This is a genomic window from Actinomadura rubteroloni, from assembly GCF_002911665.1.
Classification (GTDB): domain Bacteria; phylum Actinomycetota; class Actinomycetes; order Streptosporangiales; family Streptosporangiaceae; genus Spirillospora; species Spirillospora rubteroloni.
This window is the reverse complement of the sequence record NZ_MTBP01000001.1, coordinates 481,500-502,814: the sequence shown is the minus strand read 5'-3', so window position 1 is coordinate 502,814 and position 21,315 is coordinate 481,500. Positions and strand designations below refer to the sequence as shown.

Annotated in this window: 16 protein-coding genes and 2 tRNA genes; 14 read left to right on the top strand and 4 right to left on the bottom strand. The window is 70.0% G+C overall.

Annotated elements, in window-relative coordinates; genetic code table 11:
- Window positions 1-9: 9 nt before the first annotated feature.
- From BTM25_RS02270 to BTM25_RS29410, 7 genes are all read left to right on the top strand, one after another.
- A complete protein-coding gene (locus BTM25_RS02270) occupies window positions 10-825 on the top strand; it encodes an alpha/beta fold hydrolase (protein WP_168211975.1) in 816 nt (271 codons plus the stop codon).
- A 25-nt stretch (window positions 826-850) separates the two neighbouring features.
- Window positions 851-2,488, top strand: coding sequence for a PHA/PHB synthase family protein (locus BTM25_RS02265; protein ID WP_103561090.1), 1,638 nt, complete (start codon window positions 851-853; stop codon window positions 2,486-2,488).
- A gap of 45 nt (window positions 2,489-2,533) precedes the next feature.
- The gene (locus BTM25_RS02260; RefSeq protein WP_103561089.1) at window positions 2,534-4,072 is read left to right on the top strand and encodes a GMC oxidoreductase; all 1,539 of its coding nucleotides are present in this window, start codon (window positions 2,534-2,536) and stop codon (window positions 4,070-4,072) included.
- 242 nt (window positions 4,073-4,314) lie between these two features.
- Entirely contained in the window at window positions 4,315-4,653 is a 339-nt protein-coding gene (locus BTM25_RS02255) for a VOC family protein (RefSeq protein WP_235828068.1), read from the top strand.
- A 540-nt stretch (window positions 4,654-5,193) separates the two neighbouring features.
- Window positions 5,194-5,724 (top strand): EF-hand domain-containing protein, encoded by a 531-nt coding sequence (locus tag BTM25_RS02250; protein ID WP_168211974.1) that lies wholly within the window; start codon window positions 5,194-5,196, stop codon window positions 5,722-5,724.
- Between the two features lie 315 nt (window positions 5,725-6,039).
- Window positions 6,040-7,473 (top strand): chorismate-binding protein, encoded by a 1,434-nt coding sequence (locus BTM25_RS02245; RefSeq protein ID WP_103561087.1) that lies wholly within the window; start codon window positions 6,040-6,042, stop codon window positions 7,471-7,473.
- A 102-nt stretch (window positions 7,474-7,575) separates the two neighbouring features.
- Window positions 7,576-7,746 (top strand): EF-hand domain-containing protein, encoded by a 171-nt coding sequence (locus BTM25_RS29410; RefSeq protein WP_168211973.1) that lies wholly within the window; start codon window positions 7,576-7,578, stop codon window positions 7,744-7,746.
- 518 nt (window positions 7,747-8,264) lie between these two features.
- On the opposite strand, the gene BTM25_RS02235 is transcribed toward BTM25_RS29410, so the two are convergent.
- A tRNA-Arg gene (locus BTM25_RS02235) sits at window positions 8,265-8,337 on the bottom strand.
- Between the two features lie 252 nt (window positions 8,338-8,589).
- On the opposite strand from BTM25_RS02235, the gene BTM25_RS02230 reads away from it, so the two are divergent.
- Complete coding sequence (locus BTM25_RS02230) at window positions 8,590-9,045, top strand: hypothetical protein (RefSeq protein WP_103561086.1); 456 nt, start codon at window positions 8,590-8,592, stop codon at window positions 9,043-9,045.
- Window positions 9,046-9,164: 119 nt separating this feature from the next.
- A tRNA-Ser gene (locus BTM25_RS02225) sits at window positions 9,165-9,253 on the top strand.
- Window positions 9,254-9,575: 322 nt separating this feature from the next.
- Here the strand turns inward: BTM25_RS02225 and BTM25_RS02220 are convergent.
- On the bottom strand, window positions 9,576-10,931 hold the full coding sequence (locus BTM25_RS02220; RefSeq protein WP_146058926.1) for an Ig-like domain-containing protein: 1,356 nt from the start codon (window positions 10,929-10,931) through the stop codon (window positions 9,576-9,578).
- Window positions 10,932-11,538: 607 nt separating this feature from the next.
- Here BTM25_RS02220 and BTM25_RS02215 point away from each other — a divergent pair.
- Window positions 11,539-12,813 carry a hypothetical protein gene (locus tag BTM25_RS02215; protein ID WP_146058925.1) on the top strand — a complete coding sequence of 425 codons (1,275 nt, stop codon included), beginning with the start codon at window positions 11,539-11,541 and terminating at the stop codon, window positions 12,811-12,813.
- 649 nt (window positions 12,814-13,462) lie between these two features.
- Window positions 13,463-14,719, top strand: a complete 1,257-nt coding sequence (locus BTM25_RS02210) for a lipase family protein (RefSeq protein ID WP_235828061.1) — start codon at window positions 13,463-13,465, stop codon at window positions 14,717-14,719.
- A 36-nt stretch (window positions 14,720-14,755) separates the two neighbouring features.
- On the opposite strand, the gene BTM25_RS02205 is transcribed toward BTM25_RS02210, so the two are convergent.
- The gene (locus BTM25_RS02205) at window positions 14,756-15,454 is read right to left on the bottom strand and encodes a hypothetical protein (RefSeq protein WP_103561083.1); all 699 of its coding nucleotides are present in this window, start codon (window positions 15,452-15,454) and stop codon (window positions 14,756-14,758) included.
- Between the two features lie 78 nt (window positions 15,455-15,532).
- On the opposite strand from BTM25_RS02205, the gene BTM25_RS02200 reads away from it, so the two are divergent.
- Window positions 15,533-15,979 carry a hypothetical protein gene (locus tag BTM25_RS02200; protein ID WP_103561082.1) on the top strand — a complete coding sequence of 149 codons (447 nt, stop codon included), beginning with the start codon at window positions 15,533-15,535 and terminating at the stop codon, window positions 15,977-15,979.
- Window positions 15,980-16,000: 21 nt separating this feature from the next.
- Here BTM25_RS02200 and BTM25_RS02195 read toward each other — a convergent pair whose 3' ends face one another.
- A complete protein-coding gene (locus tag BTM25_RS02195) occupies window positions 16,001-16,909 on the bottom strand; it encodes an alpha/beta fold hydrolase (protein WP_103561081.1) in 909 nt (302 codons plus the stop codon).
- 119 nt (window positions 16,910-17,028) lie between these two features.
- Here BTM25_RS02195 and BTM25_RS02190 point away from each other — a divergent pair, with 119 nt between their 5' ends.
- Window positions 17,029-19,518 (top strand): glutamate--cysteine ligase, encoded by a 2,490-nt coding sequence (locus BTM25_RS02190; protein ID WP_103562695.1) that lies wholly within the window; start codon window positions 17,029-17,031, stop codon window positions 19,516-19,518.
- A 16-nt stretch (window positions 19,519-19,534) separates the two neighbouring features.
- Complete coding sequence (locus tag BTM25_RS02185) at window positions 19,535-21,301, top strand: N-acetylglutaminylglutamine amidotransferase (RefSeq protein WP_103561080.1); 1,767 nt, start codon at window positions 19,535-19,537, stop codon at window positions 21,299-21,301.
- The last annotated feature ends 14 nt before the right edge of the window (window positions 21,302-21,315 follow it).

Genomic DNA, 21,315 nt, shown 5'->3' with positions numbered 1-21,315 from the left:
TATCTGGACGTGGGCGAAGGCCCGGTCGTCCTGCTCGTGCACGGAAACGCGAGCAGCGCACGCGACTGGTGGCCGTTCGCGGAGGCGCTGACGACGACGAACCGGGTCGTCGCGCTGTCGCTGCCGGGCTACGGGGAGACCAGTCCGGTGGGCGACGTCCGGCCGGGCCGGTTCGTGTCCTTCATCGCCGCGTTCCTGGACGAACTGGGCATCGACCACGTCATGGCCGTGGGCCACTCCTACGGCGGCCTGCTCGTGGCCGAGCTGGCGCTCGCCCATCCCCGGCGGGTGACGCGGCTGGTGATGATCGACTCGGCCGGGCTCGGCCGGGCGGTGAACCCGCTGCTCGTCGTCGAGTCGCTCATCCCCGTCCCGGTCGCCGAAGTCCTGATCACGGCGCTGCTCCTGCCCGGAGGCGCGGCTTTGAGGGCGCTCGGCGGCGCGCTGCAACTACAGCGGCCGTGGCGTCTTCCGAAAAGCTTCTGGGTCCGGCAACTGCGCCTCGGCCATTCCCGGACGTTCCTGCGGACGTCCTTCGACGCCGTTCGCAACGGTGTGGGCCTACGCGGCCAGCGTTTCGACGTTGACGCACGTCTCGGCGAGATCCACGTCCCCGCGCTGGTCGTATGGGGCGCCTTGGATCAGCTTTTCCCGGTCTGGCAGGGAGTGCTCGCCGCCCGGAAACTCCCGCGCGGCCGGTTCGGACTGATCATTTCGGCGTCTCACATCTCGTTCATCGACAGCCCGGCGGAAGTCATGAACTTCCTCGGCCCGTTCATCCGGGACGACCTCGTCGAGGCCGAGGACGCCGCTCCCGCCCGTTGATCGCCGCACGCCGGAAAGGACGCCGATGTCCGAGAAAACTCCCGCCGCCGGTCGTCCCGGCGTCGCGCGACGCCTACTGGAGGCCGACCGTCGTTTCGCGGCGGGCCTCCTGCGGACCGTCGGGGCGACCGTGGGAGCCGGACCGGGACATCCGGCCGCGAGTCCCGTCGCGGTCGAGCCCGGCGACCGGCGCTTCACCGATCCCGCATGGAACGGCAACGCGTACTTCCACCTGCTGCAACAGGTGTACCTGCTCAGCGCGCGGCTGGCGCTGGAGTCGGTGGACGCCCTCCCGCTCGGCGACCACGACCGCAGTGTCGCGCGCTTCCTCGCCCGGCAGGTGATCGACGCCGGGTCCCCGACCAACGTCCTGCCCGGCAACCCCGCCGCGCTCCGGACCGCGTGGCGAACGCGCGGTCGCAGCCTGGCCCGGGGCGCGGGCGCCTTCCTCGGCGACCTGGCCGCCGGCCGCAGGCTGCCCAAAGCCGTGGCCGACGAAGGGCTCGTGCTCGGCCGTGACCTGGCGGCGACGTCGGGACGGGTCGTCTTCCGCAACCAGCTCATGGAGCTGCTCCAGTACGAGCCGCGGACCGAGACCGTCCACGCGACACCGATGCTGGTGAGCCCGCCGTGGGTCAACAAGTACTACGTCCTGGATCTGACCCCCGGCCGCAGCGTGATCGAATGGCTCGTCGACCAAGGTCACACGGTCTTCGTCGTCAGCTACCGCAACCCCGACGCGTCCCTGCGCGACATCGGCTTCGACGACTACCTGCGCGACGGCCTGCTCACCGCGATCGGCGTCATCGAGGACATCACCGGCCACGACGAGGTCAACCTCACCGGTGCGTGCCTGGGCGGCCTGCTGGCCCTGATGCTGACGGCCTGGCTCGCCGACGACACGAGCCCGCGCGTCGGCTCCGTCACGCTGATCAACACTCTCGCCGACTTCTCCGACGTCACGGAGTTCGTGGAGTCCAGCGTGGCGGGCAAGGTGTACGAGCGCGTCCTGGTGGACCTCATCGAACGCGCCACCGGGCGCCGGGGCTACCTGGACGGCCGCCGCGTCGACGACTTCTTCCGCTTCCTGCGGGCCAACGAGCTGGTGTGGCGCTACACCGGCTCCAACTGGCTGATGGGACGCCGGCCGCCGAGCTCGGACATCCTGACCTGGAGTTCCGACGCGATGAACATCCCGCACCGCGCGCAGCGGTACTTCATGCGGGAGATCTGCCTGCGCAACGAGTTCGCCCGGGGACAGGCCGTCCTCGCCGGCCGGACGCTGCGTCCCGACAAGATCACCCAGGACGTGTTCGTCGCGGCGGCGCGCGGCGACCACATCGTCCCCTGGGAGTCCGCGTACCGCACCACGGCCCTTCTGCCGGGCGCGATCCGGTTCTTCCTCTCCGCCGGCGGCCATGTCGCCGGAGCGCTGTCGCCGCCGGGGTCCAAAGTCCAGTACTGGACGAGCGAACATCCCTTCGCGTCGGATCCGCGGACCTGGCTGGCCGAGGCCACCGAGCACCGTCAGGGCTGGTGGGAGTCGTGGGCGGCCTGGCTCGCCGACCGCTCCGGGCCGCGGCGCACCCCGCCTCCGACGGGCAGCGACCGGTATCCGCCCGGTGAGCCGGCACCCGGGACGTACGTCCTGCAAAAAGCCTAGGCGGGCCCGTCGCGCGACACCGGACGGCCCGGAAGGGAACCGACCATGCCGAAGCACGAGCAGCGTCCGGCCGCGAGCCCCGCGCCGGACCGCGAGGAGAGTCACCGCGTCGTCATCATCGGGGCGGGCGTCGGCGGCAGCGTCACCGCGTTCCGGCTCGCCCGCGCCGGGATCGACAACGTCGTCCTGGAGCGCGGCCGTCGCTGGCCCATCACCCCGGAAGGCGGCACTTTCCCCCGGATCCCGTCCCTGGACCGGCGGCTGCTCTGGCTCCAGGGGCGAGCGCCGAGGCCCGGCCCGCGATGGCTCGCCCACCTCATCGAGGCCGCCGGCGCCGACGCGCTCTTCCGCTCCACCGGCCTCCTGGACGTCCTCGTCACCAAGAGGTTCTCCGTCGTCTGCGGAGCGGGCGTCGGCGGCGGAACGCTCGTCTACGGCGGGATCCTGCCCCAGCCGCGCGCCGACGTCTTCCGGCGCGTCTTCCCCGCCGAGATCGACTACGACGAACTCGACCGCACCTACTATCCGCGCGCCCGCCGTCGCCTAATGGGAACGGCGTTCCCCGACGACCTTCTCGCCCATCCCCGCTACCGATCCAACCGCCTGTGGCGGGACGCCCTGGAGCACTCGGGACTCGCGACGGAGCAGGTCGTCTCCACCTACGACTTCGACGTCGTCCGGGCCGAACTCGACGGCACCGCCACACCCTCGGTCACCGCCGGACAGTACTTCTTCACGGGCTGCGACAGCGGCGCGAAGCTCAGCGTCGACCGCACCTACCTGGCCCGCGCGGAGCAGACGGGCCGGACGTCGGTGCGCCCCCTGCACAACGTCCTCGACATCGCGCGACGCCGCGACGGCAGGTACGTGGTCACCGCCGAACGGCTCGACACCGCCGGAACGCCACAGGAGCGGGTCGCCCTGACCTGCGACCGGCTGGTCGTCGCGGCGGGCGGCGTCCACACGCCGCGCCTGCTGGTCACCGCCCGTGACACCGGCGCCCTACCGGACCTCGACGCGGCGGTGGGCCGCCAGTGGGGCACGAACGGCGACCAGCTTCCGATCATCAGAACCGACGACGAACCGACCGGCGCACCGCAGGCGGGCCCGCCGAACCTGCTGGCCCGCAACGGCGACGGCGACATGCTGGTGACCCACGGCGGGCTCCCGCTCCCCTTCGAGACGAAGCTGATGCTCTGCGCCGGAGTCGGCGTCTCCGACCGCTTCGGCCACTGGAGCTACTCCACGGCCGAAAGCCGCGCCCGGCTCACCTGGGACCCGGACAACGACACCACCGCCCGGCGCGCCGTCACCGACCTTCTGCGCCCCATCGCAGCGCACCTCCCGTCCGGCGCGAAGACGGTCAATCCCACGGCCGCATACCCCCTGATCCTGCATCCTCTCGGCGGAGCGGCGATCGGCAAGGCCACGGACGCGTACGGACGCCTGCACGGCTACCGCGGTCTCTACTGCCTCGACTCCGCCCTCATGCCCGGCTCCACCGCCGCCGCCAACCCCGTCCTGACCATCGCGGCGATCGTGGAACGCTGCCTGGACCACCTCATCGACGAGTTCGCCGACTAAGCGCGTTCCCTTCCGACCTCGCTGCCGCGGGTTCCGTCTGTGCACTCACAGGTTCCGAACCCGCCTCGAAAGCACCGCTCATAGCCGCTCGTTGTTCTGCGGCAGGAATTAAACCGCTACTTCCGCGATGGGTGTGGCGAGTACGGTGCGGCTGTGGCCGGTGCTCACGCGCAGCGGCGGCTCACGGAGACAAGCGCGCGGACGCGAAGGAACGAATGGTGCCAAACGCTGTACTGCGAGGCGTGACCCTGGACTGCGCCGACCCGCGCACCCTGGCGAACTTCTACGCTGGACTGACCGGGATGCGCGAACTCTTCGCTGCGGACGAGTTCGTCGCTCTGACGGACGGCTCCGGCTGCGATCTGGGATTCCAGAGGGTCGACGGATACCGGGCCCCGCAGTGGCCAGGTCAGGACGTGCCACAACAGTTCCACCTGGACTTCCGCGCCGACGACCTCGATGCGATGGAAGCGCTGGCACTCGAACTCGGCGCGGCCAAACCGGACCACCAGCCCGGCAACGGACGCTGGCGAGTACTCCTGGACCCGGCCGGCCACCCCTTCTGCCTGACGTCTTCCTGACCCCACCGACAGGTTCGCGAGGCCCGCCGGGTGCCTGCCGGGAAACCCCGGCTGATTCATGAGGCGTCGCGGCGCGCTGGCTTCGAGAGGCTGATCTGGCCGAGCAGGGTGGCCTGAAGTCGGTGTATGCGTGTCTCGGTGCCCGCCACTCAGCGCGGGATCGGGCGCATCTGAAACCCCAGCATCTGCAAATGCTGGCGCCACATGGAAGACCGCGGAAGCGTCACACAGAATCATTTACCAGTTGCGTACTTCTGTACTCGGGCCTGTGGTGGCCGGAGCAGGACGACGTTGACCGCTGGAGCTGTTCGCGTTGTGTCAGGTGAGGACTGCGTTGGCCGGCGTCAGGTGGGTGACCAGGCGGTCGACTACGGACAGAGCCGTTGATTGACAGGGTCGGCTGGGAGCGTCGCGGGATGACGGCGGAAAGGGGATGCGGGAGAGCGGGATGTGGCGGGCAGGCTAGCCCATTGAGGGCGAGTTCGGTGATTTCCTGATTGCGGAGGGTCGCAGGGCGCGGTCCTGGTTTGGGGGGCGTGCGTGGAGGCGGAGATCATCGAGCGGTTGCGGACCAGGTTCGACACGCTGGACGGCAATGGCAACGGGTTCCTGGAGAAGGACGATTTCGACGATGAGGTCACCCGGATCGTGTCGGTGACCGGGGTCGCGGCGGGGGCGCCCAGGGCGCAGTTGCTGCGGGACGCCTACCGGGCCTACTGGTGGGCGATGCTCGACCGGCTGGACAAGGACGGCGACGGGCGGATCAGTTTCGAGGAGTACGCCGAGATCGTCCACGCCGTTGATGACTTCAAGTCCTTCGCCAAGGCCCGGGCGGACGCGGTGGACCGGTTCACTGACTTCGACGGTGACGGCTGGATCGAGCGGGACGACTACCTGGCCGTCATGGTCGCCGCCCGATTCGACCCGGCGGCGGCCGGCGCGGCCTATGACGCGCTCGTCCCGGACCAGGCGGGCAAGGTCCGCGCTGGCAGGTACGCCGATCTGATCATGGAGTTCTACGACACGATCGGCAAGGCGGGGGCGGCGCAGCTGCTGGTGCCACCTCAGTGACCTCCCCTGCCCGGACACAGTACGAACAGGTCGCCCGGGCCCGCGACACCGACGCGCTTTCCCTGGTGCACCGCCTCCTCGCGGGCGGTGCACCAGGTGAGTGCTTTGTGTGCCGACTTGCCCGTCGAGGGCTTGCGCGCCTACGGCTGGCTCGCCTTCGAATAGGCACACCTTCTCTACCAGGGGAGATGGGGGGCGGGGCCCCGTGGGTTTCGGGCGGCGGGACGAGCGTGCTTCAGGTAGTCGTGCCGGTGAGCGAGGTGCGAATCAACGGATCCGCGCCGGGCAACTCCAAAAGGTGATCGTGTCACGCAGGTGCCTGTGGACTTCCCGGCCACCTATCGGGCGGGCCGGGCGGCCAGCACCCCGGCGCGGTCGTACCTGGTCGACCTGCCGGGCATGCGGGCGACCGGATTCAGCCCCGAAATGATGCTGACCGCATCTCCCGAGGGCCGGGTCATCACCAACCCGCTCGCCGGAACGCGCGCACTCCACGGCACGACTGAGGATCTGTGGTTGTGGGCGGAGCTCCAGACCGATCCGAAAGAGGTGCACGAGCACGCCATTTCGGTCAAGGTCGCCGCCGACGAACTCGCCTCGGTCTGCACACCCGGCGGGATCACGGTCGACGATTTCAAGTCGGTCAAGCGGCGCGGCAGCGTTCAGCATTGCGGCACCCGGGTAGGCGGCGATCTGGTCGGTGGCCGCGACCGCTGGGACGCCCTCGACGCGGCCGGCGCCCTCAGAACGCTCTTCGAACGCAACGGACAGGCCCGGCTCCAGCCTGGCACCGGAATCGTCGCGGCCTTCGATCCCGCACGTGAATACGAGAAGACCTGCGAGAAGCTCCGCAGCATCGCGCCCTATCCGACCGAACCCCTACCATCCGATCACGAGGGCCAGGAGCATGGAACGGGTCACCGAGCGACGAACCAGCCAGGCCCCGCCATGGGTAAGACCGCCTCCGGGTACGTGTTCGACAACGACGGCGCCCACTCCGCAGATCAGCTCTCTCTCTTGGCCCAAACCCTCGACGGCATCACCCGCGACCGCCTGACCCGGCTCGGACTCGCCCCCGGATGGTCCTGTCTCGAAGTAGGGGCGGGCAACGGAACCATCGCCGCATGGCTCGCCGACCAGGTCGGCCCGGGCGGGCACGTCCTGGCAACCGACCTCAACACGACCCATCTCCGCACCCTCAAGTCACAAGGCCATCTGAGAGTCGAACGGCACGACATCACCACCGACGACCTCCCCGACAAAGCGTTCGACCTGATCCACGCCAGGCTCGTGCTGATGCACATCCCGCAGCGGGACGCCGTTCTGGAACGTCTGCGCCGGGCACTCAAACCAGGCGGGACAATTCTCCTCGACGAGTTCGACTGCACCTATGCGCCCGTCCTCAGCCTCCCCGATGGGACACCGCCAGGACTGTTCGAAACCTTCAACCAGGCACTGATCCGCCTGCTCACCGCAGCCGGAGCCGACCCCGCCTTCGGACGCCACAGCCACCACGCACTCCACCGCGCCGGCTTCACCGACTCCGACATCGAGACACACCTCAACCCATGGCGCGGCGGCTCACCCGGCTGCGCCCTGCACCACAGCAACACCCTCCACCTCAAAGAAGGACTGGAAACACACGGCGCGACCACCAACGACCTCCAAGCCCTCCGCCCGCTCCTGCGCGACCCGCGCTTCATCGTCAGCTCCTACCCCATCTACACCGCCAGCGCCCGAACCCGCTAGCCAACCGCAGCAGCCGAGGCCGAGCGAACGAGGCGCCTCCCAGCGACACGACCGTTGCCTCCACAGATACGCCGGATCTTGGCCCCAGCCGCCGGATGAGGAGTGACGGCGATCAGCGACACCGAAGCAGCCGGAGCGTTCTCCCACCTCGACCTCGACGGAGACGGCCACCTGTCCGCCGACGAATTCATCACCGCGACCATCGAATACTGGACCAGCCCCGATCCCACAGCCTCTGGAAACTCGTGGACCGGACGCCCGCCAACCCCCTGACCTGGGCTGTGCGGCAGAGAGACTCCCCTTTCGCCGTCGGGCACGGTCAACGTGCCGACCCCCGAGTCACGTCGACCACATCATGCCGACGAGATCGAACAGGGAGTTGCCTTGGCCGCTCTAAATGCAGCGTCATGAAACTGGGGCTCGCGGCGTGGGGCGTGCCGGTTCTCCGGACACGGTCTGCTCATTCATGACGGGACTGATCACAAGGGCCACAACGGGAAGCTCGAGGAAAGGACGAAGCCGCTCCCGCACGTACGTCTTCACGACCTGCGCCATGTCCACGCGACGACGCTGCTCCTGAGGGCGTCCCGGTTCACATCGTCGCTGCGAGGCTGGGCCATGCCGATCCCTCGATCACGCTGAGGGTCTACGCCCACGTCATCAACGAACAGCTCGCCGAAGCGGCCGAGGGCTTCGCCAAGCGCGTGGACGGTGCCGCCTGAGAAACGGCTGTTAGCAAACCCGTTAGCAAAAAGGCCCCTGCGATGATCGCAAGGGGCCTTTGACCTGGGTGCACCCGAAGGGATTCGAACCCCTAACCTTCTGATCCGTAGTCAGATGCTCTATCCGTTGAGCTACGGGTGCTCGTCCCGGTGGGCCGGGAGGTGTGTCGCGACGGCGAGTCTAGCAGGCTCGGTAATGGTGTCCGGGCCGTCCGGTCTGCGTGGCGACGTCCACCAGTGTAGGGCATCGCGGTGGGAGGGCGAGCCATGTGGGTGGGGCCCGGGAGATGGAACCGTCTGCGAAGTTTTAGCGCCGAAGGGGTATTCGCGACGGGATCGACGGTCACCGTCTAGTCTCGTCCGACGTCCCGACCCCCCATGCAAGGAGACTCCCATGCGCTTGTCCGCCAGCTCGCTGGTCGGCGCCGTCATGGTCGGCGGTGCCGTGCTCGGCGCCACGGCCTGCGGGCCGATCGACTCCGTCACCGGCGGCGGTGCCAAGAAGTCCGCGTGCAACAGCATCGAGTCGACGCTCCGGTCGCTGACGACCGTCAGCACGCCCGACCTCAGCAACCCGACCGCCAGCGCCACGGCGAACGCGCAGAAGTACTCGGACGCGGCCGCCAAGATCCGCAGCGCCGGGCAGGACGCCGGCGGGGACGTCCAGTCCGCGGCGGGCGCTTTCGCCACCGACCTGGAGAGCACTGCCAGCACGCTGCGGAGCCTCGGGTCGGGCAACCTGTCCGGTGGGACGAGCGGGCTTCAGTCGCTCGGCCAGATGCAGCAGCACGCCCAGGACCTCGGCCGGGCCTGCGGGTTCAGCGGAACAGGGTTCCGGTTCGGCTCCTGAGCCCGCGCCGGCCGGCCCCGGCCGGGAGCGGCCGGGGCCGGTGTCGCCTGCCTCCCGAAACGCGCTTTGCCGGTTGCCGCGCGTACCGGTAGCCTGTGCTGAGCCCACGGGCTGCAACTGGAGGATTCGCCTAGTCCGGTCTATGGCGCCGCACTGCTAATGCGGTTTGGGTTCACGCCCATCCGGGGTTCAAATCCCCGATCCTCCGCACATCTACCAGCGGGGTTGTGGTTTCAACGCAACCCCGCTGGCGCACTACTGGACCATCAAGCGGTGTTGCAGGTTCGAGTGTGTCGTTCGGCCGCTGCCCTGGCCCGTGAGCACGAGACGTCGTGGCGGTGTCACCGAGCCCAGGTCAGAGTCCCTGGCGGCCCGAACTGTTCATCGACCGCGATACGTAGCGCACCCTGATCGGCCGGGCGCGCAGACGGCCAGGACGCGGAATGCTTGTGGGCTAAAAACCGGCCGCCGACCGGTGGAGGATGGGATGTCCCCCACCGGTCGGCGGCGGTTGTGACCTGGCGTGATGGCTACTGGTGGTCTCGCCACGGGAGGACGGTCATGATGGGCGGCGGTCCGGACCGGCCGCCAGGGGACGGGACGGCGTAGGTGGTGACGCGGGCGTCATTGGGCGTGCCGGCGGCCCACGTGTCGCTGGTGCCTGCGAAAGTGGCGGCGAAGTAGCCGTTGCCGTAGGCGCGGACCTTGGCCTTGTAGCGGCCCTTGCTGTCGGTCTTCACCCACTTGACGTGGTACCAGGTCTTCTTGCCGCGGAACCGGAAGATGATGCGCACCTTCTGGCCGGGGAACGCGCCGAAACGCTTTTTGCTGCTGTAGTAGCGGCTCAGTGTTCCGGAGACGGTGATGTAGTGGTTCTTGCGGACCCTGGTCGGGGACGCCTTCAGCTTGCTCATCGAGGTCGACCATCGCCACGTCTTGCGCACGGGGCTGACGGAGGGGGCCGCGGCGGTGTCCCCGGCGAAGCGAGCTCGCCAGTAGCCGGACGTGTTCACGGTGAACGAGGCGCTGAACTGCCCCTGGCTGGTCTTCATCCGGCGGATTGTCTGCCAGCCTGTGCGGCCGTCGGGGGAGTATTCGAGGAGCACCTGCTTGCCGTTCACGTCCCCGCCGGCGGAAGCCGCGTACAGGGCGCCCTGCGCCTGGAAACGTCCGTAGGCGTCCATGGTCGCCGACAGTGAGGTCGTCGTGGCCGGCCGGACGCTGACCGCGGGAAGGGTCGTCGTGGAGCCTTCGTAAAAACCGGCGGCGGGTGTCCGCGCGACGTAGGTCGCGGTGCAGGACGGCTTGATGGTGGTGCTGAACCGGCCTTCGGCGTCCGTGTTGGCCCGGAAGGTGTACATGGGCGAGGTGCAGCGGGACGGGTCGACGGCGGGGTCGATGAAGACGGCCCGTCCGGACAGCGGCCTGCCCTGGTAGGTGACCTGACCGCTGAGGGTGAGGGGCTGGCCCTCGTCCAGGTCGGTTCGGCTCGCGAGCAGGGTCGTCTGCGTCTCTCCGTGGACGACCTGGACGGCCACCATCTCGGAGTGGATCCCCAGGGACGGCACATCGGCCCAGACGGTTACCGAGTCGCTCTCCCCGTTGGGACTCAGCGTCGCGGTGAAAGCGCCGTCGGCGTCGGTGGTGGCGTCGGTGACCGAGCCCCATCCGGTGTTCGTGGACAGGTCGACCGGGATGCTCGCGGCGGGGGATCCGTCCGCGGCGACGACCTTCCCGGTGATGGTGGTCGTGGGGTGGTCGGGGTCGACGGAGGCGGCCTGAGCGGCGAGCACGATGGACGCCGTTCCGTCGGCGAGGGCGGGAGTGGCCGTCAGTGTGCCGACGAAGAGCGCGGCCGCCATCCCGATGGTGGCGATACGAAGCACGAGTGTCCCTATGGGTGAAGGCAATAGTCAGCGTTGATCAGGACGCCGCGCCTGGGAATCAGGTTGCTTCCCGAAACCCGATTGTGATCTTCATGGGGCCGCACCTGGCGGTGATCTACGCCATGGGCGGTGTCGCCGACGACGGGGAACAGGCCGCCAAACCCGGTCCTCATGGACCGTCCGAAGGCCCCGGCGAACCTGGGTGGCTAGACGTGGCTTCCGTGCGGATGCGTCATCTTTGGGGCGGGGAGCCGTGCGGGCTGGCGCTGGTCGCCACTCGGCACTGCGACCGGCCGCATCCGGGCTGTGTCCAGGTAACAGTCTCGCTGCTCGGATCGAAGCTGTTCGGTCCACTTGCGCTGGAAATACCGGGGCGCCATGAAGGTGTCCGGGCGTCGGGCGGGCGGTGGCTGGAAGGCCTCCTGCGCGGAGGCAATCGAGGAATCGAGGCGGGCGTCAGGATCTGGTCTGCCGTGCGGCGCACAGTCGTCCGCGCGGGCGTCGGCCGTCGCGCTCGATCTTCATGAAAGTGTGATGCGGGCGCGCGGCCCGGCACTTTATGATCTTGGTTTGCCCTGTTCACAGCTATACGAAAAGAGTGCTGCCCATGGATCGTCCAGGTGGATGGAGGGCGGCTTTCAGTGTCCTCGTCGCGCTCATCCTCGCTGTCTCCGGATTCGCGGCGCCTGCGGCCGCCGATACGTCACTGACCGCCTGTGGTCCCTGGCTCAGGTCGCTCGACCTGCCAGACAAGAAGATCCATTCGGGTGGTGAGACCCAGGGCACCGTCAAGGTGAGCTGCAAGTCACCGGTCCCGCTCGTCGTGGCGATGACGTCCGCGGACTCGTCCTGGGTGAGTGTGCCGGACAAGGTGGTGGTTCCGGCTGGAGCGACGGAGACGACCTTTCCCATCCGGACGCACCAGCCGGACTACATCTACGGCGAGCTCAGCATCTCGCTGACCGCGAAACTGCGGGATCGGACGTTGTCCGGGCCGCTCACGTTGCAGCCCGGCCTGAAGTTCATTGACTTTGGCGGCCATTCGGCGATCGTCAGCGGCGATAACCCGTTCATCACTGTCGGGCTGAACGGCACGGCACCCGCGGGAGGGATGGTCGTCGAGCTGGAGAGCGACAACCCGGCCCTCCAGCTCCCGGCGAGCATCACCATCCCGCAGGGCGCCCTCGGCATGAATGTTCCTCGGCCGACGAGCTCGCGCATCCCGACCGACGCGGACGTCACCGTGACGGCGAAGGTCGAAGGGCAGAGCCTCACCGGTGCCATAAAGCTTCTCGCCTGGAACTACGATCCCGGTAACTGGAGCTTCACCGGATCGGCCGAGGCGTACGGCGGAGTCTACGACACTATGGCCCTGTACCTTCCGAATCCTGTGCCGCACGGTGGCATCAAGGTCACTTTCAGTTCCGACGACCCGAAGCTCGCGGAACCGCATCAGCCGATGCAGCTCGCGGAAGGCACCACGGGCACGTTTCAGGTTCCGGTGTCGATGCCGTCCAACATCGACGGCAATGTCACTGTGACGGCGAACATCGAGGGCGTGGGAAGCCGGAGCCAGACCGTCCGCGTCCGGCCTGGCATCATCGGACTCGATATCGAGCCCATGTTGGTCACCGGCGGGGAACCGTTCGAGGGCACGGTCCGCCTGGGGACGACGACGAGCAGCCCTGTCACGGTCCGGCTCGACAGCGATAACCCGGCGGTCCAACTCCCCGCCGAGGTGACCATTCCGGCCGGGCAGTCCTCGGTGACCTTCCAAGGCACCACGTCGCCGGTGACCGACTTCGCGTTCGCGACCGTGACGGCTTCCATTCTGGGAGGGTCGCGCAGTCAGACCGAGCTTTTCGTGGAAGCCGCGTCCTAACGGCGAAGCTTTCATTGGACGACACCGAAGGGATCGTTCGTTCGCCCGGACGGGCGATCCCTTCGGTCGAAAACGGCGTACGGCCGCAGAAGGTTGCCGGCTTTAAGAGCAAGTTGGCGGCTGGCCGCCGACAGCCCGATTACTCTGGGCGAGCATCTTGCCGAACTCGGTCAAGCCCGGGCCCCAGCGCTGGCCGCATGGCGCTCGATTGCTGCGGCCACTTGTCGCTCGACTTGCTAACCGCCGCGTGGCCAACGGGGTCTTCGGTGGAGGGGCGTGAAACCCAAACCGCATTAGCAGTGCGGTTGCGTACTGTCCGAAAAGGTCCGCACTGTTCCCGGCGGCGTCCGCCTTGTGCCGGGGGACGGGCATACCGAGCTGCTCGTCGACCCGAGGCAGCTCGGCGTGGGGTCGAAGGTTCCGGCCATGGTGGACGTCCTGGAAGTTCAGGCGGGTGGGTCAGGCCCTCGGTTCCTGCGATCGCTACGGCCCCGACGTGCCGTGGTAGACGCGTTCAGAAGTACGGTGTCAGGGTCTTTGGTGTGACTTGGGGCACAAAGTGGGGCGCGGGAGTTGTGTGTCCGAGTTATTGGAATCAGTGTCCACTTACTCTAGTGTTGCGTGGCCGTCATCCGGGCGGTGTCGGGGGATGACGAAGGGTTCCATGTCGATGTCCACCAGTCTTCGCCGCGTCGTGCGGTCGGTGCTGGGCTCCTGTGTCGGCGTCGCCATCGCGGCGACCGCTCTCCAGGGGACCGCGCAGGCGGCGCCTGCCGACGTCACGCCGCCGGCCCAGGACGCGTTCTATACGCCGCCGTCTCCGCTGCCGCAGGGCAAGCCGGGTGATGTTATTCGGTCGCGGCAGTCGCAGTACCCGACGTTCGGGGACGCCAAGGCGTGGCAGGTGCTTTACCGCTCTGAGTCGGCGACGGGCGAGCCCATCGCGGTGTCCGGGACCGTCGTCGTGCCGACCAAGGCGTGGACGGGCGGCGGCAAGCGTCCGCTGGTCACGTGGGGCGTCGGGACGCGCGGGCTCGGCGACGCGTGCGCGCCGTCCTACACGCTCGCGACCGGGCTCGACTATGAGGCGCTGTTCGTCGCGGACGCGCTCAGCCGCGGCTGGGCCGTCGCGATCACCGACATGCAGGGGCTCGGGACGCCCGGCCAGCACACCTATGAGGTGGGCCAGTCGCAGGGACGGGCCGTCCTCAACATCGCGCGGGCGGCCGAGCGGCTGGACGAGACGGGCCTCGGCGCGGACGCGCCCGTCGGGATCATGGGCTACTCGCAGGGCGGGACGTCCGCCGGCTGGGCCGCGCAGCTCGCCGGGACGTACGCGCCGGATCTCCAGGTGAAGGGGACGGCGGCGGGCGGCGTCCCGGCGGACCTGCTCGCGGTCGCCAAGAGCCTGGACCAGGGCCCGTTCGCGGCGCTGATGTACATGGCGGCGGTCGGTTATGACGCGGCCTACCCCGAGCTGAACCTGCAGAAGTACCTCAACGACGCAGGGAAGAAGCTGCTCGCCGACACCAAGGACCTGTGCCTGGTGAGCGTCGACGTCCTTCCCGCGCTGTTCAACACGGCCTTCAAGAAGATCAGCGACTTCACCACCACGAACCCGCTCGACCAGCCCGACTGGCAGGCGCGGCTGAAGGAGAACCGCCTCGGCGGCACGGCGCCGTCCGCGCCGGTGTTCCAGGCGCAGGCCGTGTTCGACGAGATCATCCCGTTCCAGCAGGCCGACACGCTGCACAAGGAGTGGTGCGCCAAGGGCGCGAACGTGACCTGGAAGACCTACCTGTTCGCCGAGCACGCGCTCGGCATGGTGCAGAGCGAGCCGGATTCGATGGCCTTCCTCGCCGACCGGTTCGCGGGCAAGCCGGCGCAGGGCAACTGCGCCGCTTGATCCGGCGCGTGGGGGGCGGGTCCCGCCCCCCACGCGTCAGTCCCCGGAGACGACGTTCTTCGCGGCGGGCCGGACGATCCGGATCGGCTTGCCGAAACCGTCGAAGTTGAGCGTCCCGTCCGCGCTGCTGCCGAGACGCAGCGCGTACGCCGGGCCTTCCAGCGCGACGTAGAGAATGCTGTTGGTCTCGTCGGCGATCGCGATGGCCCGCCGTCCGGCGACCTTCATGCCGCCGACGTGTCGTACCGCGCCCGTGGGCTTCAGCAGGGTATCCACCAGCGCGGGGAGGCTGGTCATCTCGGCCATTTCCTTGAAGTCCTTGGCGGTGGCCCTGGCCTTGATGAACTTCCCGCGCAGGAGTTCCGGGCCGTCCTTCCCGGCGGCGGAGACGTAGAAGGCGTCGTTCCCGCTCAGGTAGAGCGTCGAGCCGAACCGGCGGACGTCGATCCGCTGCCGTCCGATGGTGATCGAGCCGGACGACGTCCGCTCGTCGGCGAAGCGGAGGTCGAGGCGGATGGTGTCGTGGCCGTCCCGGGTCGTCCCGTGGACGTGCAGCGACCCGGCGCCGCGCGTCGCGGCGAGCGCGCGGGCGAGGACCGTCGCGGCGGGGAGCTTGTCGAGGCCGTTGGTGGCGGGGGACGCGGCGCTCCGGGTCGGGGTGGCCGTCGTGCCGCTCTCGCACGCGGTGGCGAGGGTGAGGACGGCCGCGCAGGCGACGGCAACCGGGATTCGCATGTTTCTGTCCTGTTCTGGGGCAATTGTGAGTCCCGGTGATTATGGTGTCCCCCGCTGACGGAAGACGCGGGAGGGCACATGGACGGCGAGGACTTCGACCAGGAGCGCGAGCGGCGCCGGGTGGAGAGCGACCTGGAGACCGCGACGCTGAACGTCCGGCTGCTCCTCCAGCAGGCGTTGCAGTGGTGGAACTGCATCCAGGTGGACGAGCCGACGCCCGAGCGGCAGCGGACCGGCGCCGGGACGGTGAAGGCGGTGAACCTCGCGCTGAACGCGTTGCACCACGTCGAGGACCTGCTGTCGCCGGAGCACCCGATCGAGGGCGACGCGGAACAGGCCGAGCGCCTGATCGAACAGCTCGGCGAGTACCGCGCCCGCCTGCGGGCCGAGCTGGAGCGCGTCGAGCCGCTGCTGCGGGAGCAGGCCGTCCGGGCGGTCGGCGAAGGGCTGAGCCGTGACAAGGCGGCCGAGGCCGCGCAGGTGCCGCCCGAGACGCTCGACGATTGGACCGCGTCCGGGCGCTGACCTCGACGAGCGCGCACGGGCTTAGGACCCGCTGGACGCCTCCGGCGTCGTGCGTCCGCGGAGCAGGATCTCGCGCCAGTCCGCGCGTCCGGCGGCCGGAACGGTCATGAACTCGGCGACGAGCGCCGCGAACCGCTCCGGGTCGTCGTGGTGCGGGAAGTGCCCGGCGCGCGGGAAGATCTCCAGCCGGCTGCCGGGCAGCGCGGCGTGCGCGACGTGCGCGTGCCGCACCGGGATGATCGGGTCCCGCGCGCCCCAGACGACGAGCGTCGGCAGGCCGCGCGCCAGGTAGCTGCGGTCGAGCATGGTGATGGCCTGGCCGCGCAGGTCGACGCCCGCGCGGATCGTCCGCAGGAACGCGAGCCTGGCCGACCGGTCGGCGAACCCGAGGTAGCGGCCGTGGACGTAGTCGAGGTCCCCGCCGAGCCCGGCCCCGCCGAGCGCGCGCAACGCGGGCAGCACCGCCCGGACGGCCGCGCGCACCGGCGGCGTGGTGAGCAGCGCCAGCCCGGCGCCGGCGCCCGGCCCGGTGACGAGCCGGAACGCCGGATGCACCTCGCGTCCGAGCCCGGCGCTGCCGACGAGCGCGAGCCGGTCGCAGCGCTCGGGGAACTGGTAGGCGAACTGCATGGCGACGCCGCCGCCGAGGGAGTGCCCGACGACGCTCACGCGGTCGACGCCGAGCGTGGTGAGCAGGTCGCGCAGCCCGCACGCGAACGCGCCGATGGCGTAGTCGGCGCGCGGTTTGGCGGACGCGCCGTGCCCGAGGAGGTCGGGCGCGATGACGGTGTGCCTCGCGGCGAGCAGCGGCAGCACCGACGACCAGGTGGCGGAGCTGTCGCCGATGCCGTGGACGAGCAGGAGCGGCGGCCCGTCGCCGAGGATCCGGTAGGCGCGGCGGTACCCGTGGATGTCCCGGAAGTGCAACATGAAGGCAGATTCCGGGCGCGGTGTTTCGCCTGTGCTTCCCGCCGGTGACCGGGATGTAAGCGAAAAAACCCCAGTTGACAGGATATTTGCCGGAAACAAAGGGCACCTACGCTCGCGTGATGGGCGACCGTGCGGATGTGATGGCCGTCGGTGTGGAGGAGGAGTTCCACACCGTCGATCTTGAGACGCACCGGCTCCTGCCGCGTGCCGACAGCCTGCTGCAGCAGCTTCCGGCCGAGCGGTTCGGCGCCGAGTTGCAGCGTTCGGTGGTCGAGACGAACAGCCGTCCGTTCCTGCGGCTGCTCGACCTCGCCGAGGACCTGGCGGCGCTGCGGCGCGGGGTGGTGGCGTCGGCGGAGCCGCTCGGGCTCGGGATCGTCGCGGCGGGCACCGTTCCGGTGGTGGACCTGGACGCGCTCAAGGTCACCCCCGACGCCCGCTACGAGAACATGCTGGAGGAGTACCAGGCCCTCGCGCGCGAGCAACTGATCTGTGGCGCGCAGGTCCATGTGGACGTCGGGGACCGCGAGCTGGCCGTCGCCGTCGCGCAGCGCCTGACGCCGCGCATCCCGGTCCTGCTGGCGCTGTCGGCCAGCTCGCCGTACTGGCTCGGCACCGACACCGGCTACGCCAGCTACCGGACGCTGCTGTGGAGCCGCTGGCCCACCGCAGGCCCGATGGGACGGTTCGCGACGGCGGACGAGTACGACGCGCTGATCGCCGATCTCGTCCGGTCCGGGGTGATCAGCGACCCGGGGATGATCTATTTCGACGTGCGCCCGTCCGCGCACCTGCCGACCGTGGAGCTGCGGCTGTGCGACGCGTGCCCGCGCGTCGAGGACGTGGTGCTGCTCGCCGGCCTGTTCCGCGCGATGGTGATCGAGGAGCTGGACGCGATCGACGCGGGCCGCCCCTGCGAGCCGCCGCGGCCGGAGCTGGCGCGGTCGCTGACCTGGCGCGCCGCCCGCGCCGGGCTGGCGGGCGAGCTGGTCGACCCGGACGCGCGCACCCCGGTCCCCGCGCCCGTGTACGTACGCCGCGTGGTGGACGCGCTGCGCCCGACCCTGGAACGCACCGGCGACTGGGAACTGGTGTCGGAACTGACCGACGCGGCGCTGACCGGTGGCGGCTCGGCGGCCCGGCAGCGCGCGGCGTTCGCCGGGGGCGGGTTCGACGGCGTCATGGACCTGCTGCTCGCCAAGACCCGCGCGCACACCGACTGGGCGCCCGCCGTCGGCCCGGTCCGGCCGCGCGTGGAGGTGATGCTGCGCGGCTACGACGCGTCCGCCGACGAGGCCGTGGTGTTCGACGGGACGGCGCGCGGCCCCTACGGCCTGGTGCTGAACGCGCTGGAGCGGCTCGGCCCGGACGGCCTGCACGAGCGCGAGAAGCTGCGCGACGAGGTGCAGCGCGGCCTCGGCATGACGTTCCACGTGGACGGCGAGAAGGAGCGGCTGTTCCCGGTCGACGTGATCCCGCGCGTCATCGCGGCCCGGGACTGGACGTGGTTGCAGGACGGGCTCGTCCAGCGCGTCCGCGGCCTGGAGGCGTTCCTGCGGGACGCGTACGGCGAGCGGGAGGCGGTGCGCGCCGGGATCGTCCCGGCCTGGGCGCTGGACGAGGCGCCCGGATCGCGGGCCGACGGCGCGCTCGTCCCTACGGGGACGGTCCGGTGCGCGGTGGCGGGCATCGACCTCGTCCGGGACGGCGCGGGCCGCTGGTCCGTGCTGGAGGACAACCTTCGCGTCCCCTCCGGAATCGGGTACGCGCTGGCGAACCGGTGGCTGTCCGCGCGCGTGCTGCCCGAGCTGATGCGGGCGCAGCCGACCGCCGGCCCGGCGCGTGCGATCAGCGTGCTGCGGGCGGCGCTGGCGGGCGACGCCGCGCTGGTCACGGTCGGCGAGAGCGACGCGGCGTTCTTCGAGCACCGGCTGCTCGCGGACGAGATGGACATTCCGCTCGTCACGCCCGACCAACTGCGCGTGGACGACACCGGCGTGCACGCGAACGGCCACCGCGTCGACGTCCTCTACCGCCGCATCGACGAGGACGAGTTGTACGGCGCGTGCCCGGATCTGCTGGCGTCGGTACAGCGCGGTTCGGTCCGGCTGGCGAACGCGCCCGGCAACGGGATCGGGGACGACAAGGCGCTGTACGCGTTCGTTCCCGACCTGATCCGCTACTACTTGGGCGAGGAGCCGATCCTCCCGAACGTCCCGACCTACCTGTGCCGCGACCCCGACCAGCGCGAACGCGTGCTGGAGGAGATCGCCGACCTCGTCGTCAAGCCGGTGGACGGCTACGGCGGCGCGGGCGTCCTCATCGGCCCGGACGCGACGGCCGCCGAGCGCGAGGAGGCCCGGGAGCGCATCCGGGCCGAGCCCGCGCGGTGGATCGCGCAGGACACCGTCCGGCTCTCGACGCATCCGACGTTCCACGACGGGCGCCTCAGTCCGCGCGTCGTGGACCTGCGCGCGTTCGTCACGCAGGCGCCGGACGCCGCGCCGGAGGTCGTGCCGATCGCGCTGACCCGCGTCGCGCCCGAGGGCAGCCGGGTCGTGAACTCCTCGCGCGGCGGCGGGTCCAAGGACACCTGGCTGGTGCTGTGACGGAAGGGCGGTGCGCATGTGCGGGCTGAGCGGTGAGGTGCGGCTGGACGGCGGCGTCCCGGACGTGGCGGCGGTCGCCCGCATGGCGGCGGCGCTGGAGCCGCGCGGGCCGGACGGCGCGGGCTCGTGGTCGGCGGGCCGGGTCGCGCTCGCGCACCGCCGCCTGAAGATCATCGACCTGTCGGAGCGGGGCGCGCAGCCGATGGTGGACGGCGCGCTCGGGCTCACCGGCGTCTTCAACGGCTGTCTCTACAACTACCGCGAGCTGCGGGCGCTGCTGCGCGACGAGGGGTATGCGTTCTTCTCCACGTCCGACACCGAGGTGCTGCTGAAGGCGTACCACCGCTGGGGCCGCGACTGCGTGGACCACTTCAAGGGCATGTTCGCATTTGCAGTCGTCGAACGGGACACCGGAACGGTCGTCCTGGCCCGCGACCGGCTCGGCATCAAGCCCCTCTACGTCACGCGGGACGCGCGGAGGCTGCGGTTCGCGTCCACACTGCCCGCGCTGCTGGCGGGCGGGGGCGTGGACACGTCGCTGGATCTCGTCGCGCTGCATCGGTACATGACGTTCCACTCGGTGGTGCCCGCGCCGCGCACGATCCTCGCGGGAGTGGAGAAGCTGCCGCCGGCGACCGTCCGGACGATAACCGCCGACGGTCGTATCGAGGACCGTTGTTACTGGCGTCCCGATTTCACCCGCTCCCTGGACGGCGTGGAGTGGGTCGAGGCCGTCCGGGACGCGCTGCGCGCCGCCGTCGCGCGCCGGATGGTCGCCGACGTCCCGGTCGGCGTGCTGCTGTCGGGCGGGCTGGACTCCAGCCTCATCGTGGCGCTGCTCGCCGAGGCCGGGCAGCGCGACCTGGCGACGTTCAGCATCGGGTTCACGGCGGCGGGCGGCGAGTCCGGCGACGAGTTCGCCTACTCCGACCTGGTCGCGGACCGGTTCGGCACCGACCACCACCAGATCCGCGTGGACGACGCCCGGCTGCTGCCCGCGCTGCACGGCGCGGTCGCGGCGATGAGCGAGCCGATGGTCAGCCACGACGTCGTGGCGTTCTACCTGCTGTCGCAGGAGGTCGCGCAGCACGTCAAGGTGGTGCAATCCGGGCAGGGCGCGGACGAGGTGTTCGCCGGGTACTCCTGGTATCCGCCGCTGGCCGACGTCCCGCGCGCCGAGGCCGCCGACGCCTACGCCCGCGTGTTCTTCGACGCCCCGCACGACGAGCTGGCGTCGCTGCTCAACCCCGCCTACCTGCTGGAACGCGACGCGGCGGGCGAGTTCGTCCGGTCGCACTTCGCCGAACCGGGCGCGGCCACGGCGGTGGACGCCGCGCTGCGCCTCGACACGACCGTCATGCTCGTGGACGACCCGGTGAAGCGCGTCGACAACATGACGATGGCGTGGGGGCTGGAGGCGCGCACCCCGTTCCTGGACCACGAACTGGTGGAACTGGCCGCCGCCTGCCCGCCGGAGCTGAAGCTCGCGTCCGACGGCAAGGGCGTGCTGAAGGACGCGGCGCGCGGGCTCGTCCCGGACGCGGTCATCGACCGGACGAAGGGGTACTTTCCGGTCCCAGCGATCCGGCATCTGTCCGGCCCGTACCTGGAACTCGTCCGGGACGCGCTGACCGATCCGGCCGCCAAAGCGCGCGGTCTCTACCGCCCCGAGCACGTGGACCGCCTGCTGGCCGCGCCGGACGAGCACCGCACGACACTCGGCGCGAGCCGGCTCTGGCAGGTCGCGTTGCTGGAGTTGTGGCTACAGTCGCATGGCGTCTGAGTGAGGGAGGTCTG